The sequence below is a fragment of the Lysinibacillus sp. FSL L8-0126 genome, assembly GCF_038630385.1.
In the GTDB taxonomy this organism is placed as follows: Bacteria; Bacillota; Bacilli; order Bacillales_A; family Planococcaceae; genus Lysinibacillus; species Lysinibacillus fusiformis_D.
Genome location: NZ_CP152028.1, coordinates 2072807 through 2089080 on the forward strand (window position 1 = coordinate 2072807; position 16274 = coordinate 2089080).

Annotated in this window: 17 protein-coding genes and 1 riboswitch; of the genes, 11 read left to right on the forward strand and 6 right to left on the reverse strand. The window is 36.4% G+C overall.

Features of this window, described 5'->3' with window-relative positions; all coding sequences use genetic code 11:
* Positions 1-344: 344 nt before the first annotated feature.
* Both MHI34_RS10105 and MHI34_RS10110 read left to right on the forward strand, forming a co-directional pair.
* Positions 345-1739 (forward strand): ATP-binding protein, encoded by a 1395-nt coding sequence (locus MHI34_RS10105; RefSeq protein ID WP_036124634.1) that lies wholly within the window; start codon positions 345-347, stop codon positions 1737-1739.
* Positions 1717-2418 carry a response regulator transcription factor gene (locus tag MHI34_RS10110; protein WP_036124632.1) on the forward strand — a complete coding sequence of 234 codons (702 nt, stop codon included), beginning with the start codon at positions 1717-1719 and terminating at the stop codon, positions 2416-2418. Before MHI34_RS10105 ends, MHI34_RS10110 begins: the two co-directional genes overlap by 23 nt.
* A 40-nt stretch (positions 2419-2458) precedes the next feature.
* On the opposite strand, the gene MHI34_RS10115 is transcribed toward MHI34_RS10110, so the two are convergent.
* Positions 2459-3028, reverse strand: a complete 570-nt coding sequence (locus tag MHI34_RS10115) for a YdhK family protein (protein ID WP_342504392.1) — start codon at positions 3026-3028, stop codon at positions 2459-2461.
* A gap of 302 nt (positions 3029-3330) precedes the next feature.
* A riboswitch (cobalamin riboswitch) is annotated at positions 3331-3519 on the forward strand.
* A gap of 144 nt (positions 3520-3663) precedes the next feature.
* Here MHI34_RS10115 and MHI34_RS10120 point away from each other — a divergent pair.
* Together MHI34_RS10120 and MHI34_RS10125 are read left to right on the forward strand one after the other, a co-directional pair.
* Positions 3664-4710 (forward strand): iron chelate uptake ABC transporter family permease subunit, encoded by a 1047-nt coding sequence (locus MHI34_RS10120; protein ID WP_036124629.1) that lies wholly within the window; start codon positions 3664-3666, stop codon positions 4708-4710.
* A gap of 5 nt (positions 4711-4715) precedes the next feature.
* Positions 4716-5507, forward strand: a complete 792-nt coding sequence (locus tag MHI34_RS10125; RefSeq protein WP_342504393.1) for a heme ABC transporter ATP-binding protein — start codon at positions 4716-4718, stop codon at positions 5505-5507.
* A 284-nt stretch (positions 5508-5791) separates the two neighbouring features.
* Here the strand turns inward: MHI34_RS10125 and MHI34_RS10130 are convergent, their stop codons facing one another.
* From MHI34_RS10130 to MHI34_RS10140, 3 genes are all read right to left on the reverse strand, one after another.
* Positions 5792-6106: an SMR family transporter gene (locus MHI34_RS10130; protein ID WP_342504394.1), complete on the reverse strand. Its 315-nt coding sequence runs from the start codon at positions 6104-6106 to the stop codon at positions 5792-5794.
* Positions 6106-6459 carry an SMR family transporter gene (locus MHI34_RS10135; protein ID WP_036124623.1) on the reverse strand — a complete coding sequence of 118 codons (354 nt, stop codon included), beginning with the start codon at positions 6457-6459 and terminating at the stop codon, positions 6106-6108. The genes MHI34_RS10130 and MHI34_RS10135 overlap by 1 nt, the downstream gene beginning before the upstream one ends.
* A 71-nt stretch (positions 6460-6530) precedes the next feature.
* Entirely contained in the window at positions 6531-7109 is a 579-nt protein-coding gene (locus MHI34_RS10140) for a TetR family transcriptional regulator (RefSeq protein ID WP_036124620.1), read from the reverse strand.
* Between the two features lie 208 nt (positions 7110-7317).
* On the opposite strand from MHI34_RS10140, the gene MHI34_RS10145 reads away from it, so the two are divergent.
* From MHI34_RS10145 to MHI34_RS10160, 4 genes are all read left to right on the forward strand, one after another.
* Entirely contained in the window at positions 7318-7488 is a 171-nt protein-coding gene (locus tag MHI34_RS10145; protein WP_170829888.1) for a hypothetical protein, read from the forward strand.
* A gap of 100 nt (positions 7489-7588) precedes the next feature.
* Positions 7589-8755, forward strand: coding sequence for an endonuclease Q family protein (locus MHI34_RS10150; RefSeq protein ID WP_036124615.1), 1167 nt, complete (start codon positions 7589-7591; stop codon positions 8753-8755).
* A 101-nt stretch (positions 8756-8856) separates the two neighbouring features.
* A complete protein-coding gene (locus MHI34_RS10155) occupies positions 8857-10479 on the forward strand; it encodes an S-layer homology domain-containing protein (RefSeq protein ID WP_036124613.1) in 1623 nt (540 codons plus the stop codon).
* A gap of 104 nt (positions 10480-10583) precedes the next feature.
* Positions 10584-10952, forward strand: a complete 369-nt coding sequence (locus MHI34_RS10160; protein ID WP_036124610.1) for an ion channel — start codon at positions 10584-10586, stop codon at positions 10950-10952.
* Between the two features lie 45 nt (positions 10953-10997).
* On the opposite strand, the gene MHI34_RS10165 is transcribed toward MHI34_RS10160, so the two are convergent.
* Positions 10998-11285 (reverse strand): DUF2653 family protein, encoded by a 288-nt coding sequence (locus MHI34_RS10165; protein ID WP_036124608.1) that lies wholly within the window; start codon positions 11283-11285, stop codon positions 10998-11000.
* Positions 11273-11743: a hypothetical protein gene (locus MHI34_RS10170; protein WP_036124606.1), complete on the reverse strand. Its 471-nt coding sequence runs from the start codon at positions 11741-11743 to the stop codon at positions 11273-11275. Before MHI34_RS10170 ends, MHI34_RS10165 begins: the two co-directional genes overlap by 13 nt.
* Before the next feature lie 184 nt (positions 11744-11927).
* On the opposite strand from MHI34_RS10170, the gene MHI34_RS10175 reads away from it, so the two are divergent.
* The 3 genes from MHI34_RS10175 to MHI34_RS10185 all read left to right on the forward strand — a co-directional run bounded on the left by MHI34_RS10175 (position 11928) and on the right by MHI34_RS10185 (position 16222).
* Positions 11928-12944 carry a YdcF family protein gene (locus MHI34_RS10175; protein WP_342504395.1) on the forward strand — a complete coding sequence of 339 codons (1017 nt, stop codon included), beginning with the start codon at positions 11928-11930 and terminating at the stop codon, positions 12942-12944.
* 72 nt (positions 12945-13016) lie between these two features.
* Positions 13017-14303 (forward strand): tetratricopeptide repeat protein, encoded by a 1287-nt coding sequence (locus MHI34_RS10180; protein ID WP_342504396.1) that lies wholly within the window; start codon positions 13017-13019, stop codon positions 14301-14303.
* Between the two features lie 626 nt (positions 14304-14929).
* Complete coding sequence (locus tag MHI34_RS10185; protein WP_036124600.1) at positions 14930-16222, forward strand: globin-coupled sensor protein; 1293 nt, start codon at positions 14930-14932, stop codon at positions 16220-16222.
* Positions 16223-16274 lie beyond the last annotated feature (52 nt).

Here is a 16274-nt window from a genome sequence, read left to right on the forward strand (position 1 = left end):
CTCCAAAACTACTTCTGTGACGCTAATCCCCAAAGAGTCGCTTGTTTTTCTTCAATCAATCCATTACTCATCAACTAATTTTATAGCAAGTCAGGTTAACGAAGATAGCTTAAGCAATATTATGTACTAAATTAATTAACTGTTGCTGACGTACATGGGTTGTGACAATCATTTTATAAAGTTGTGCCGAATTCAAGACCCTGCACAAGAAGAAGCATTAGCATCAAGAAATTTCCCTTAGTGGAGGTCCATTTCGTTATAGACATTTTTTTAATGTTGTTTCTGCATGAAATCTTCATACTTTCACGCTATACTTTTAAGAAATTCTAAAATGGTGGTTACAGATGAGAAAATTATCACTAAAGCTGGGCATCATCTTTTTTATTACATTATTTTGTATCGAAACATTTATGATGTTTTTTTTACATGTCTCCTTAACCAATTCTAGAGTTGAGGAAGAGCTAGCAAGTTTGCAAGCAAGGGGAAATTCACATCGTACGGTATTAGAACAGAACTTCAACGAGGAAACGCTAGCACATGTGGTACTTATGGAATCTAATGAAAGTACGGATGTAGTAGTGACTGATTATGAGGGAACAATACTGGTTTCTTCGCAGCCTGATTTAGAAATTAGTGATATGATCCATAAGATTGAGGGAAAAATACCGTATGAGGGAAGGATCTTACAAGATGATTGGCAAGAGGTTCAAGCGATTGCCACTATTAGTCCTATTCAAAATCAGCAAAGAACGATTGGCTATGTCTTTATGTTTCAAAATACAGACTCCATTCATGCGTTAATGAAACGCTTAAATAAACATTTTCTCATCGTTGGGTTAGTATCTGGTCTTGTCACTATAGCAGTCATTATCGTTCTATCTCGAAAGCTTGCTAAACCATTAATTCAAATGAAAGAGGCCACATTGAAAATGAGCAAAGGTGATTTTACAGTCGCCCTTTCTACCAATGGAAAGGATGAGCTTGGGGATTTATCGAATGCTATACAGCTGTTGTCTAACGATCTGAATCATTTAAGGCATGAGCGTAAGGAATTTTTATCGAGCATTGCACATGAGCTTCGCACACCTCTAACCTTTATTAAAGGCTATACCGACATTCTTTCGAAACGGGATTTAACAGAGCAGGATCGCCAAAAGTATTTAGCCATTATAATAGAAGAAACAAATAGACTTTCTCGATTAATTAAAGATTTATTTGATTTAGCTAAAATGGATGAAAACTCGTTTGTGATTGAACAACAAAACGTACATTTAAATTCATTTTTTACAAACATTGAAAAAAAGCTAAGCCCTGCTTTTCAAGAGAAGGGTATACATTTTATTGTACGTTATGAAGAGGGTTTGACAGTATGGGCAGATGAAGCAAGGCTAGAGCAAATCCTAATAAATCTATTAAATAACGCATTAATCTATTGTGCGTCAGGAGATACGACTTCAGTCACCGCAAAGAAACACAATGATGTTTTAAGCATTATCGTTCAAGATACAGGGAAGGGGATTCCAAAGAAGGATTTACCCTATATTTTTGAACGATTTTATCGAGTGGAAAAATCTCGTAGTCGTGCTTTAGGTGGTTCTGGACTGGGGCTTGCTATTGTCAAGGAACTTGTACAGGCGCATGGGGGCGAAGTGAAGGTTAGCAGTGAAATAAATAAAGGAACTACTTTTGAATTATCTTTTAAAGGGGTAGAAACAGATGAAAACCATTTTATGCATTGATGATGAGCCAAGAATGTTAGATTTATTAACCCTTTATTTAGAGCCGAATTTTTATTGTAGAGCTATGTCTTCCGTTCAAGAGGCTTTCGATTTTTTAGAAGATGGGCATGCAGATTTAATTCTTTTGGATGTTATGATGCCAGAGATGGATGGGTGGCAGGCGTGCCAAGAAATTAGGAAGTTTTGGGATGTACCCATCATTATGCTTACTGCAAAAGGAGAGCATGCGGATATTGTAAAAGGCTTAAACCTCGGTGCTGATGACTACATATTAAAACCCTTCGATGAGGAAGAGTTATTAGCACGTATATATGCGGTATTAAGAAGATCGAAAATAGAGGAAAAGGTTATTAGCTTTGAGGGTCTTCGCTTAGATAAGGAATCCTTTGAATTATATTTTCAACATGAGGCAATTCCCCTAACACCAAAGGAATTTTCCATGCTTGTTTTATTTTTAGATCATCAAAATAAAGTATTTTCTAGAGAACATCTAATCACCACAGTCTGGGGATATAATGTGACAATTGAAGATCGTACCATTGATTCTCATGTGCGTAATTTACGAGAAAAATTAAGAAAAAGTGGGTTCCCTGCGGATGATTACTTGCAAACAGTATGGGGTATCGGCTATAAATGGCATAAGTCAATTGATAGAAAACCGTTACAACACAAAAGCTAGAAAACAACCTCTGCCAGAAATGCTGGAGAGGTTGTTCATATTATTTTGAGGTTAATTCTTCTTCTGTCACCCATTTATGATTTTTAACAGCTTCACCATTTGTGGTCGAAGTGTAATCAACCATATAAACAGTCGTTTGGATAGCCTCCTCAATACGGACAGTCGCATTTTCCATACCTTCCATATGCGCTGCGTCCGTTTTTACTTCTGTGCCAGGGGCTAGTGGTGCTTCTTCTGGATCAATCAATTCTTCATGAATCACCCACTTATGATTTTCTACATGCTTTCCACCGGAAGTTGGCTCATAGGAAATAACATAGGCAGTTGTGTTATAGGCACCTATTATTGTTGCTTCGGCACCTCTCATACCGTCCATATGTCCATCCGTAATAATCACGTTACTTCCAACAGAAAACTTCGGATTATCCGCGTTCTTTAATGTGGATGGTACTTCACCTGAGCTTGAGTGGCTCATCGTAGAATGATCCATTTCTTCAGCAGTGTTATTGGAAGGAGATGCAGGCTTCGTTTGCTCCTCCGCACAAGCTGTTAAACTAATGAAGGCCGTTACTGCTAGAAGTCCAGTAGACCATTTTCTTTTAAATATCATGTAATATCCTCCTCACTATTTTCCCTTACTGTAGCAAACAAATGTGCAGAAATGATGGATGTCAATTGCTTTTTGACATGAATGAAGAGAGCGAAATGTTATTGATGTATGTGATAGGAAAAGTGGCTAAGATGTGGTGGAGTATCCTCCCATGCCAAAACTATTAAGTAATAGATAGCCAATTTATAACGAGCAAATAGCAAAACTGCGAAGATACAGCTTATATATTGTTCTTCCTTAGAAATAAAATTCCATGTAGACTAACAATCTATAAAAATGTATGATAGAATCGTCACAATTTTATAAATTCAAATACTATTGGTGTGCCATTTTATAATGTCACTTAAAAGGGAAGTCGGTGTAAGTCCGACGCTGTCCCGCAACTGTAACGAGGAGTCCTATAATATTATTTGCCACTGTGGAAGAATGGGAAGGCAATTATAGGGTGTTGAATCGAAGCCAGGAGACCTGCCAGTTAGTAATACCTGTAATGCCCACGAGGATGCAAGCAATTACGGACAATAGCTGGATTTTTTCTGACTTTGTTTATTCTAGGGTATTTCTATGCGTAGTTGCGTATGGAATACCTTTTTTTATTGCTTCATTCATCACTATTCAGTAGGAGTTTAAAACGGATGAATAAAAAGTTTATATTTTTTTCCTTAATCCTTTTCTTCGTATTAATTGTTTCTATGACCTTTGCTGTCATGGTCGGCTCTGTATCAGTTACACCATTATATGTATGGAAAGTTATTCTTTCTAAAATCCCCTTTATACAAAATGCCATAGAGCAAGATTGGAGTCGCTCACAGGAAATTATCATTTGGCAAATAAGAGCACCTCGTGTTTTATTGGCTGCTATTGTTGGTGCTGGATTAGCCATTGCGGGGGCAGCCATTCAGGCACTTGTACGAAATTCCATTGCTGACCCGTATATTTTAGGGATTTCTTCAGGGGCAGCCGTCGGAGCGACATCTGTGATTATTTTAGGAGCCTTTTCATTTTTAGGTATTTACGCGCTTTCAATATCAGCCTTTCTAGGATCATTACTTGCCATTGCACTGGTGTTTTTCTTATCTCGTGTTGGGGGACGGGTTTCTATTTTTCGTCTGTTATTGGCAGGTATGGCTGTTTCCTTTATTTTAACGGCCATTTCTAATTTTATTTTAATGATGTCAAAGCAAGAGGGGGCTTTAAAAGCTGTTATGTTTTGGATGCTAGGTAGTCTAGCAGGAGCTAAATGGAATAATATTATCATTCCAGCTTCCATATTTTTCGTCGTATTTGGGCTTCTCTGGCTACACTATCGAAATTTAAATTTACTTTTACTTGGGGAAGAAGCGGCAGTGACGTTAGGCGTTAATCTTCAGCAATTTCGGATTCAGCTTATATTACTTGTCTCCCTGTTAACAGGTGTACTGGTGGCAGTCAGTGGCTCTATTGGTTTTGTAGGTCTAATTATCCCTCATATAGTACGTTTAATTGTGGGATCTAACTATAAATATGTGATACCGATTAGTGCTTTAATAGGGGGGATTTTCTTAGTGTGGGCTGATGCCTTTGCTCGAATTATCATTGCTCCTCAGGAAATGCCAATTGGTATTATTACAGCCTTTTGCGGAGGTCCATTTTTCATTTGGCTACTCCGTCGCAATAATTATTCTTTCGGTGAAGGAGATTAACTTATATGACATTAGAAGCAAAGCAAGTATCATTCTCCATTAACGATCAACGTATACTACATGAAGTAAGTATTCAAATAAAGAAAAAGCAGTTTGTTGGGTTAATTGGTCCTAATGGTAGTGGCAAATCAACATTGCTAAAAAATATGTATCGTCTTCTAAAACCTGAAAGCGGGACGGTATTATTAAATGAGCATGATATTTTAAAGCAATCTAGTAAAGCAATTGCGAAGAATTTAGCTGTTGTTAGTCAAGATACACCTGTTTTATTTGATTTCACTGTACATGATTTAGTTAGCATGGGGAGAACGCCACATAAAAAACTGTTAGAGCTAGATCAAGAGCAAGATTTTCAAATTGTTAAAGATGCTTTGAAGCAAACAGGTATAGCTCATTTAGAAAAACGAAGCTTTAGCTCCCTTTCAGGTGGAGAGAAAAAACGTGTAATGGTTGCACGAGCACTAGCACAGCAAGCACAAGTGCTTATATTAGATGAGCCAACGAATCATTTAGATATCCAACATCAACTTCAGCTTATGGACTTAATTCAAACCTTACATTTAACAGTAGTTGCGGCTTTACATGACTTGAATATTGCGGCAATGTACTGTGATCAAATTTACGTGTTGCAGCAAGGTCGAATTGTGTGTCATGGGACACCCGAGGAAGTGCTAACACCAACATTGTTACAAGAAGTATTTGGTGTTTTTGCTGATATTCAAACACATTCCTTGACTGGTAAACCATACCTCACGTATGTTCCAGATCAATTCGCAAAGAAGGTCAGTCAAGTTTAAAAAAGTAAGGACAACTAATTTACATAATATATTCATTATGAAAGTAGCATTTACGAAAATACATGGCATAGGAAACAGTCATATCAGGAAGAGTTCTTATGTTTCTTAGTTAGAAAAATAGTCAATGTTTATACAGGAGACGGATTTTTCATTAGCTAGAGTAATGACCGCAGTGTATCTGTTTTTAATTATAAAAATGTAACAGGTTCAAAGATATACTCAATGGTTTAAATGACAAAGGACATTCCTCGATATAAGAAGGATGTCCTTTGAGTGTAGTTTAATTAAGATACGGCCTTTAACCCTGCTACACCGATGATAATAGCAATGATACTGATAATTCGTGATAGATTTTTGGATTCACCAAAGAAAATGATATTGACAAGCACTGCACCGACAGTACCAATACCTACCCAGACAACATAGGCAATGCTTAGCTGTAAATAATTGAAGGATGCATATAAAAGGGCAAATGATAATCCAAAGCCACCGACATATAATAATAAATTTCGTATCGTTTTATTTTGACTATAAAAGCGTAATCCAATAACACCTATAATTTCGGCTATTGCTGCTAATAAAATATATACCCAACCCATTATGCATTCACTCCTTTCTTTTCATCGTGATCTGTTGGTGCGTTATCTGCTAATTTTAATCCAATAACGCCCGATATTAAAATAAACATGAAAATACCTTTAATCGCATTAAACTCTCCATCGAAAATAAAAATGTCCATTAACGTAGTGCCAATTGCACCTGCACCAGCGAAAATAGCGTATACGGTACCAGTAGGTAGGTTTTCACAAGCTTTTGATAAGAAGTGAAAATCGATAGCAATTATAGACACAATAATAATCCAATGCCACCAGGAACTTGCTACATTAAAACCAAATATCCAAAACAATTCAAATAAACTTGTTAGACCGACATATAACCATTCTTTTTGCATAATTAAAATCCTTTCATTAATAGAATTAATGACTGACGTTCAGTCATTTTGTAGATAAAAGAGAACGTCACTTACGCGTGACGTAGGCCAAGTGCATGATATAAAAAGTCTAGAAGTTCAAGCTTAAGCAGTGTCATCGTTTCATCCTTGCTGTCATCAAACAAATAAACTTGTTCTGCGGCAGATTCAATTAGACCAATAATAAGCTTTGCTGACCGTGATGGATTAATTGAATCTCGAATGATGCCTTGTTGTTGAGCCGTTAATAAGAAATTACTCATCCAATCATAGTATGGTGCATAAATGCTTTCCCATTCTTTTAAATGCTCTGTTTGTGCAATTCCAGCATAAATGAGTGCAACGATATCACCATATTCCTTTGTGATCGAGAAAATGATTTCAACAACCTCTTCAAGTTGCTGATCAAAAGGCTTATGATCTGAAACACCTTCATCTACGGTAGTAATAATTCTTTCTACCATATTTTTTGCAATAGCTGGCATGACAGAAAGGCGTGATGGGAAGTAGAGATAAAATGTTCCTTGAGCAATCCCAGCAGCTTTGACGATATCTGAAACCTTCGTCTTTTCAATTCCTTTTTCGCGAAAAACTTCAATTGCAGCTTGAATAATTTTTTCTTCCTTTGACATGCAATCCCTCACTTTTGCCTTACTTGTTTAGTATGTTACAGGATGAGAAAAACAATGTCAATAAAAAAATGACTGAATATCAGTCATTTTCATTCAACAAACGTTTGGAAATTAGCTAAATCACAAAGCTTTAAGCAATTAAGTTGAGGTGGAATGAAGTATACTTTTTTTATTTCAGGGAACTTTATGAGTGAAAGGATTGATGATAATGGAAGACATTAAATTTGCTCAATTAGATCCACAGCAACTTGCGAAAATTAACGAGCTTGAAAAAAAGATTGGTGTGACATTAGTTGCCTATGATTCATCGTCAGGGTCATCACATAGTTCAGGTGCTTATGAGACAAATAATAGCACTACCACCAATCATCCATCATAATAAAGTGAGAAATACCTTGCTGTGATGTAAGGTATTTTTATCTTGAGTCCGCTTGAACAAAAAAATTTACGTACTTGAAATACTAAAGGGAGCGATTGAAATGCAAACATTTTATGCAGATTTACATATTCATATTGGGCGTACTTCTAGTGGGCGAGCAGTGAAAATTACTGGCAGTAAAACATTAACGTTAGCAAAAATTTTAGAGACTGCTAGTGCTAGAAAGGGATTAGATATTATTGGGATTATTGATTGTCATTCACCCGAAGTAATCGAAGAAATGATGGAGATGATTGAACAAGGTGAACTACAGGAATTAAAAGAGGGCGGCCTACGCTTTCAGGAAACAACGTTGATTCCAGGGTCGGAAATCGAAATTTACGATCAATATTGTCATGGACCTATTCATGTGCTTGCTTACTTTCCAACACTGATGTTAATGAAGCAGTTCTCTGATTGGATGTCCCAACATATGAAAAATATCCACTTGAGTTCACAGCGAATTTATTGTGACGGTCTCACATTACAGCGAAAGGTGCATGAATTGGGAGGTCTGTTTATTCCTGCCCATGTTTTTACACCATTTAAAAGTTTGTTTGGTAGAGGGGTTGAGCGTAGCTTAACAGAAGTCTTTGATCCGCAGCTTATCGATGCCATTGAATTAGGGTTAAGCTCTGATACCAATATGGTAAGTCGTATCAAAGAATTACAAGCATATACGTTCGTTAGTAATTCTGATGCCCATTCGCTTGGAAAACTGGCACGTGAGTATCAAAAGTTACAATTAGCAGAAGCAAATTTTGCAGAATTAAAAATGGCTCTACATGAACAACAAGGTCGAGCAGTAACAGCGAATTATGGTTTAAATCCTTTGCTTGGCAAGTATCATCAAACGGTCTGTGCTAAATGTGGAGAACGACTAGGTAACGAGGCTACCATATGTACAAACTGTGGAAGTATGCAAATCGTAAAGGGTGTAGCTACACGTATTCAGGAACTATCAGAGGATTTTCTGAATGAACGAAATAGACCGCCTTATATTCATCAAGTACCACTTGATTTCATCCCTGGTATTGGCCCTAAAATGATGGAACGTCTAATAGAAGCATTTGGTACTGAAATGAATATTTTACATGTGGTAACGCTCAACCAGCTTGAACAAGTTGTGCCACATAAAATCGCTCATTTAATTGATTTAGCTAGAACGGGTCAATTAGCGATCGAGGTTGGTGGTGGTGGAATATATGGAAAAATACAGTCTGAGTAGAGAAAAGTTTCAAAAAGATTGCTGTAATTTAACCTATTTTTAACTCGCCTCTAGTAAAATAGTGAAAACAATGACTATTTTACAAGTGGAGGAGAGAGTAAATGCGATTATCAAAGAAATTTCGTTATTTAGCAGCGAGTGTACTGGCTTTGCAATTAACCATCCCTGTAGTAGCTAATGCACAAGAACGAGACGACTACATAGCACCAAGCTGGGTTATTCAATCTGATTATGTGGCACTAGGCGACTCATTAGCACATGGAATGAATGAGGTAGGTGTTATTGGGTTAGGCTACACGGATTTTATTGCACAGGCCTTACAGCAGGGTGGCTTCCTTACTTCTTATAATAAGGGCTTTGCTATGTCAGGCTACACTACCAAAAATGTTTTAGCAGATTTACAAAATGATGTAGAAAAAACAGTCACAGGTTTTGGATACACAAAGGAACAAGTAAAGTTACGAGCTTCTATTAAAGAGGCAGAAATCATTACATTAACGGCTGGAGCAAATGATTTATTACCATTATTAAAAGAGTCCCAAACAACGGGAATTGATACGATGGCCCTTGTTAAAGCTACTAAAGAAGCTGTATCGAATATTGCTACAATCCTATCTGAAATCAAAAAGATAAATCCACAAGCAGAAATATATGTGATGGGCTATTATAATTCTTTCCCATACTATAGTGAGAATCTACAAAATCAATTTAAACTGTTATTGGCTACAGTGAATTCAACAATTAAAGCAACCGCTGAAAAAGCAGGCGCCATTTTTGTGCCGACATACGATGTTGTTGCAAAGGATGTTGCAAGCTATTTACCAAACCCTGATAACATTCATTTAAGTGAAGCTGGTTATTTAGCGGTCGCAAATGAAGCATTTTTACCAATCATTAAAACTAGCTCGTTATGGGATATAACGAAGGCTATTCAAGTAGATGTGAAAGATCGTACAACTGTAGAGGTTAAATGGCAGGACGCGACAGATAATGTAGGTGTGGCAAATTACAATGTCTATGTGAATGGAAAATTAATCTCAACATTGGATGCAGATACGACAACATTTACACTTGAAGATTTAACAGAAAATACAACCTACAATGTTTCCATCAAAGCAATCGATGCAGCTCGTAATGAAAGTATTCAAAATCCAACGATTACTTTCACTACAAAGGGAACAGTAAGCTTTACAGATACAGCACAGCACTGGGCGAAAGAATACATTCAAAAAGCTGCGGGTGCTGGGCTAATGAATGGTTATACGGATGGGACATTTAGACCTGATAGTAGTGTAACGCGTGCGCAGGCCGCTGCTATTCTTGTGAGAAGTTTAGAGTTATCTACAGATGAGAAGGCACCATTTACTGACATTGCAAATTATGACGCAGTAACACAATCAGAAATTGCAGCAGCATATGTTCATGGGCTTATTAAAGGAACGGATGGGAAATTTAACCCTGGACAGTTTGTTACACGTGCTCAACTAGCATTAATGATAAGTCGTGCCTATGAACAGCAATTTAATCAACCATATAGTGCAAAGGGCGATGTGCCATTTACAGATGTAACCTCTTATAATGCAGAAACAAAACGTGCCATTACCATGTTGTATGAGTTGGGGATTGTGACAGGAAATGAAGGGGAATTCTCACCAGAAGCTGTCACAACAAGAGGTCAAGCCGCTAAAATATTTACAAACCTTAGTCAAATATTCATTAAATAATGCTGAAAAGGTAGGGGGACATCACCTCTACCTTTTGACGTTTTTAATAAAAACGAAGTATAGTCTAACTATGTTGTAGAACGTATTTAAAGAGGAGAATGGGGATGCTGTCATTTATATTATCTGCGAAAAGATTAGTAAAAGGGTTGTGGAAGTCATTTAAACGTCCTCAATTTATCTCATTATTTACTACATTGTTTTTAATCATTTTATCAGGAACACTGTTTTACAAGGGAACGGAAGGATGGTACTGGTTAGATGCTATGTATTTTGCTGTAGTGAGTTTGATACCAACAGGCGTAGAAACAGGGTTATATCCAACAACGACTTATTCTAAAGTATTTACAATGATTTATTTAATAGTTGGTACGGGAGTAATGTTTATTATGTTGCTAATGCTAGGGCGTTCTATCGTAGATTTTTCTCTGAATGAGGAAGAAAAAGAAGAGATGAAGAAACGTTTGAAAAAGTAAAAAGCAGTACGATGAATTTTTGAACAATTCATTGTACTGCTTTTTTTATGATAGTTTGGCAATAATGCCTTCCTCGTCGTCTAAAACAAGCTCAATCCCAGTTGAGAATGGGTCACTATGTAGAACATCTTTAATCCAAACACGTAATGCACCAATCATAGCTGCTGTATTAAGCACTTCGATTTGACCGTTTACTTCAACCTCTGCACCAAAGCCAGCGTCATCTTCGTAAGTCAATTCGACAAGAACTGCCTCGGGACGAATGTTTTTATAATAAGCTTGAGATAAACAAATAGCATTAATAATATCTTGTTCGTTGATTATTTGTGCCATTGTGCTTCCTCTTTGCGCTTCTTCTCTTTAAACATATTCATAATCTTAACCACAAGCATCACGATAACGGCAATTGCAGCTACATTAATGAGTAGACCTAAAATATTGCCAAGAATCCCCATGCCACTAAATAGACTGCCGAATAATAAACCAGCTAGACCACCAAGCATTAAGCCTTTCATTAGACCGCCAGAGAAAAAGCCACCTTTTTTAGTAGTATCTACTTTATTAGTAGAGGATGAGTTGTTTTTATTTGTTGTTGCATTATTTTGATCTTTAGAAGTATCCTTAGATTTTTGGATATTCGAGCTATTATTGTTGTTGTTGTTAGTGAAGCCTTTTTTACCTGATTTATAGGATTTAGCTTCTGCCGTTGGCGTATCCGAAATGAATAATGTTGCACCAACAGTCGAAAATATCAGTGTCGCTGCAAAAAGAGCGGCAAGAATTTTTTTCATTACTTACATTCCTCCAATATAATTTTGAATTTGGTCATAAACTAGTTCTTATATAGTAATATTACATGAACTATATTAAAAAATAAAACAAACGCCTTCAATAATTGAGCTATATCATCAAATTTGAACAAGTAGTGACAAATGCCATGATTGTGAAAATTCTGCAATAGAAAGGAGTGAAACGATGCTACTAACTTTAACACTTTTCACCACATTATTTCTCGTGTTGTACTTAACAGAAAAAAGGCGCTTTCTCAATGCGGTAGCACTAGGTTTAATAGGGATATATATGATAAGAGCGTTCATTATGCACTATCCATTATTGCTGCCAAATGATCAGGGGATTATTTCAGAAATGGGGATATTTATTATATTGGGAAGCTTTCCAAGCATTATGTTTATTTTATCAATCGCAATGTTTTTCAATAGTAAAGTATTATTAGAGAAGGAAGGGCGTAAAGTACGTAATTTAATGTTAGCCATTCTCGGACTAAGTTTTGTTATTATGATGATATGGTATGTTTTCGTCATTTTTATCCAAATAGAAAATATACTTTGGCATATTCTTTTCTTCTATGCGTTTTTGGTTTTTGGCTATACAATGTTTTTATACACAAGTGTCCTTGCCTATGCAATACTGTATCATTTTACACCCATACGCTATGAACCAAATTATATTATTGTATTGGGCTCAGGGTTAATTGGGGATAAAGTGCCCCCACTTTTAGCAAGTCGTTTAGATGAGGCAGTAAAGCAGTATAAAAAGTATGGGGAGAGAGCTTTTATTATTGTCTCTGGTGGTCAAGGCAATGACGAAAAGCTAACCGAGGCATATGCCATGAAACAATACTTAATAGATGTACATCATCTTCCCACTGACAAGATGTTGCTCGAAGATCAATCGACCAATACAGAACAAAATATGGTCTTTTCCAAAAAAATAATGGACCATCATGCGCAGGGAGAAAAATATCGTTCGCTATTTGTGACCAATAATTTCCATGTATTTCGTGCAAGTATTTATGCTAAGAAAGCAAAGCTAGATGCAGAAGGAATTGGCTCAAAGACAGCCTTTTACTATGTTCCCAATGCATTTACACGAGAATTTATAGGCTTATTAGATATGTATAAATGGGCCCATATTACAGTTTTTTTAATCATTACGCTATTCGTTGGCTTATTATTGAGAGCATATGTGTAACCAAATTTCAACTGTCTTCCATATAATAGTGGCAAGGCAGTTTTTTTACATAGTGTGCAAGGGAGGAAAATAATGTACGAGCAAATGTTAGCCAAGCGAAATAAAGAAAGAATTGATTCCCTACAAAATCTGACACAGTCAGAAAATACATGGTTTGCTCAAAATATAAAATTACTTACATTCACGGAAGTTACCCTAACAGCCTTGCAAAAAATATTGTATCAAATAGTGCGAGGGCTATTGAAAGAACAGCAACAACGGCATTTACAAATTATCCATTCAGAACAATCTCAGTCCATACAGGAGAATGTTTTAACATTGTTAGCGGAATATGACGATGTCTTGCGTGATGCCATTCCCGAATCTATCTATATCCTTGTTTGGCAAATTTCTTCGTTAGAAAAGCTAGCAAGCCGTATAGCAGTAGTTGATGATGTACTTGATATTGTGGAGTGGTACTTCCGTCATCAAGATGAACAGCCCCCTATTTTAGATGAAGAGGATTTAGATCATGAAGTCATTATTGATTTATATAAAGAAGCAGTTGAAGAACAAGACGCAGATGCACAATATCAATTGGGAGAATACTACAACGCTAGAGAAGGTGAACATTTTCAACCTGAAAAATCATTGAAATGGTTTGAATTAGCAGCGCTTCAGAATCATGCAGATGCTCAATACGTACTAGGGAATTTTTACTTTGAGGGGATTGGTGTGGAAGAAAATGATTCCCTTGCTTTTTCATACTATGAAAAAGCAGCTTTACAGGGGCATGCGGATGCCGCCAATAATTTAGCGGATATGTATTTCAATGGGGAAGGCGTACCGCAAGATTTTATATTAGCAAAACAATGGTTCGACTATGCTGCTAAAAAAAATGTGGCAGAGGCGATGTTTACGTTAGGAATTATATACGAGCAGGGACTGGGTGTCGAAGCAGATGTAGAAGCAGCCTTCAATGCCTACAAAAAATCAGCAGAGCTAGGTTATGTCGAAGCGCAATATCGGCTTGGTGGAATATATTTAGAGGGACGCTTGGGTCAAACAAAGGAGGTAAACCGTGGCCTCTTTTGGTATGAAAGAGCTGCTGAACAATATCATGTAGATGCCTTTTATGATTTGGGCTATATATGGAGTAATGGACTAACTGGTATACGCAATATCGAAAAAGGTATTCATTGGTTTAAACAGGCTGCAATTCAAGGAGATGCGGATGCTAAGCTACAACTAGGGCATATTTACAATAAAGGTGAAGGAATTGCTAGAAACCTGAAAGAAGCCATCAAGTGGTATGGCCTCGCAGCGGATGCTGGTGTTGCAGAAGCTTCTAAAATATTACAGGAACTTAAAGGATTGTAAATTTTGTGTGAAAAAATATAGTTTATTTGAATTATTTATTTGTCATGCATTTATAAAACTTTTGATTTAAAATGGGTTGTATTTTTAGGTATATGGATGCTCTCGTGGAGAGGGTAAAAAATATTGATATAGTGATATTTAAAGAAGATTAATAAAAAAGGATAAGAAAAATAAAAAAAATAGGCATAATAAACAAGAAAACGGGTAAAAAAGCTACCAAATAATATTGTGGTAGCTTTTTTCTTATGCATTACCATTAATTTTAAGATAGGGACTTTTGGTGTGGTATATGTAAAAAAACGGAATCGATAAGATTGACAGCAATTTATAAAATGATTAATGTAAATGAGTGATTTTGAAATAAAGCATACGTAAATAAGTCTACTGTTAGTCATGTACTGACTAGGTCTGCTTGCTGAGCGGGAATATTTTTTATGTGATTGTACAAAGAGGTACTCGACATGCTTTTGGAGGAAGTGTGCCAGACAGAAAGAGTATTAGCCCATAGCATAATAGCTAATCTGTTTTTATCGGGGTATTTTTTCTTGTATCAATCAATATGTTAAAAAAGGGATTTGGTGTTTCTCAGCCTGCTGAAAGTAAACGGAATGAAAGAGGGAAGATGTGTGATTTTTCAAAAACAGAGAAAGACGAAGGTATTGGATTTACAGCAATATACAGTAAAAATGGATTTGTCTACTCGCCAATCAATGGTGAAACAAATTGAAATGCTGAATCTAACGAAGCAAGACTTACAATATTTAAAAGCTTTCCAGCCATATGTTATGGACAATGTAGATCACATCGTAAACCGTTTTTACAACATGATAGGAACAGAGCATCATTTGGTAGATATTATTAGTCATCATAGTTCTGTAGACAGACTTAAAGTAACACTACGGCAGCATATTATTGAAATGTTTAACGGAACCATTGATGAGGTGTATTACCAAAGACGAGTAAAAATTGCAAAGGTACATGTTCATATTGGGCTTAGAACCCAATGGTATATTTGCGCATTCCAAGATTTATCCATATCATTTATTGATTTAGTCGAAAAAAATATAGAGCACCCCCAAGATCAATTTAATACGATCAGGGCCATATCGAAAATTTGTAATTTCGAGCAGCAGCTCGTTTTGGAGGCTTTTGAAAACACTGTAGAACAAATGAAAGAAAAAATGATGCATGAGAAAGAAGCTATTGAACGACAAATTGTTGATTCTTCCGAAGCACTTGCCACAATTTCTCAGGAAACAAATAATTCATTTTGCTGCTTAAGCAAGCAATCTGACGAAATTAAACAATTGGCTAAAAAATCACTTGATGTCTCAACACTGGCTGAAAATCAAGCACTTGAAGGTCGTGAACGTTTAAAAAATCAATCACAAAATATGCTTAATATTATTCATTCACTTCATGATATAGAAGAAAATATTGAACAATTATCGGATATGTCTAGGGAAATGGAGACAATCATGAATGTGGTTACTAATATTGCTAATCAAACCAATCTGTTGGCATTGAATGCTGCAATTGAAGCGGCGCGTGCTGGAGAAGCGGGCAAAGGCTTTAGTGTAGTGGCTGATGAGGTGCGTAAATTATCTATTCAAACGAAGGATTCGGTTACTTCGGTGGCATTGTTATTGAAAAAAACGAGTGAACGGACAGAGAAATTAGAGCATTCTCTGGCAAATATTCAAGATGAAGTGGCGTCAGGTGAGGAAAACATGTTACAAACTGAAGGTCAATTTACAAGCATATTGGGAGCCATGACAGAAGCAAAGGATCAAAACGACTGTATGGCAACGAAAATACAAGCAATCGTCGGGATATTAAACGAGTTAGGGACATCATTTACAGAAGTAACGAATTCAGCAGAAAACTTAGCGAGCTTTTCCCAAAATCTAAAAGGATAGACTACTAAATTAACGTTTATGTTTCCGTATTTTTTAGACATATTAAACACTA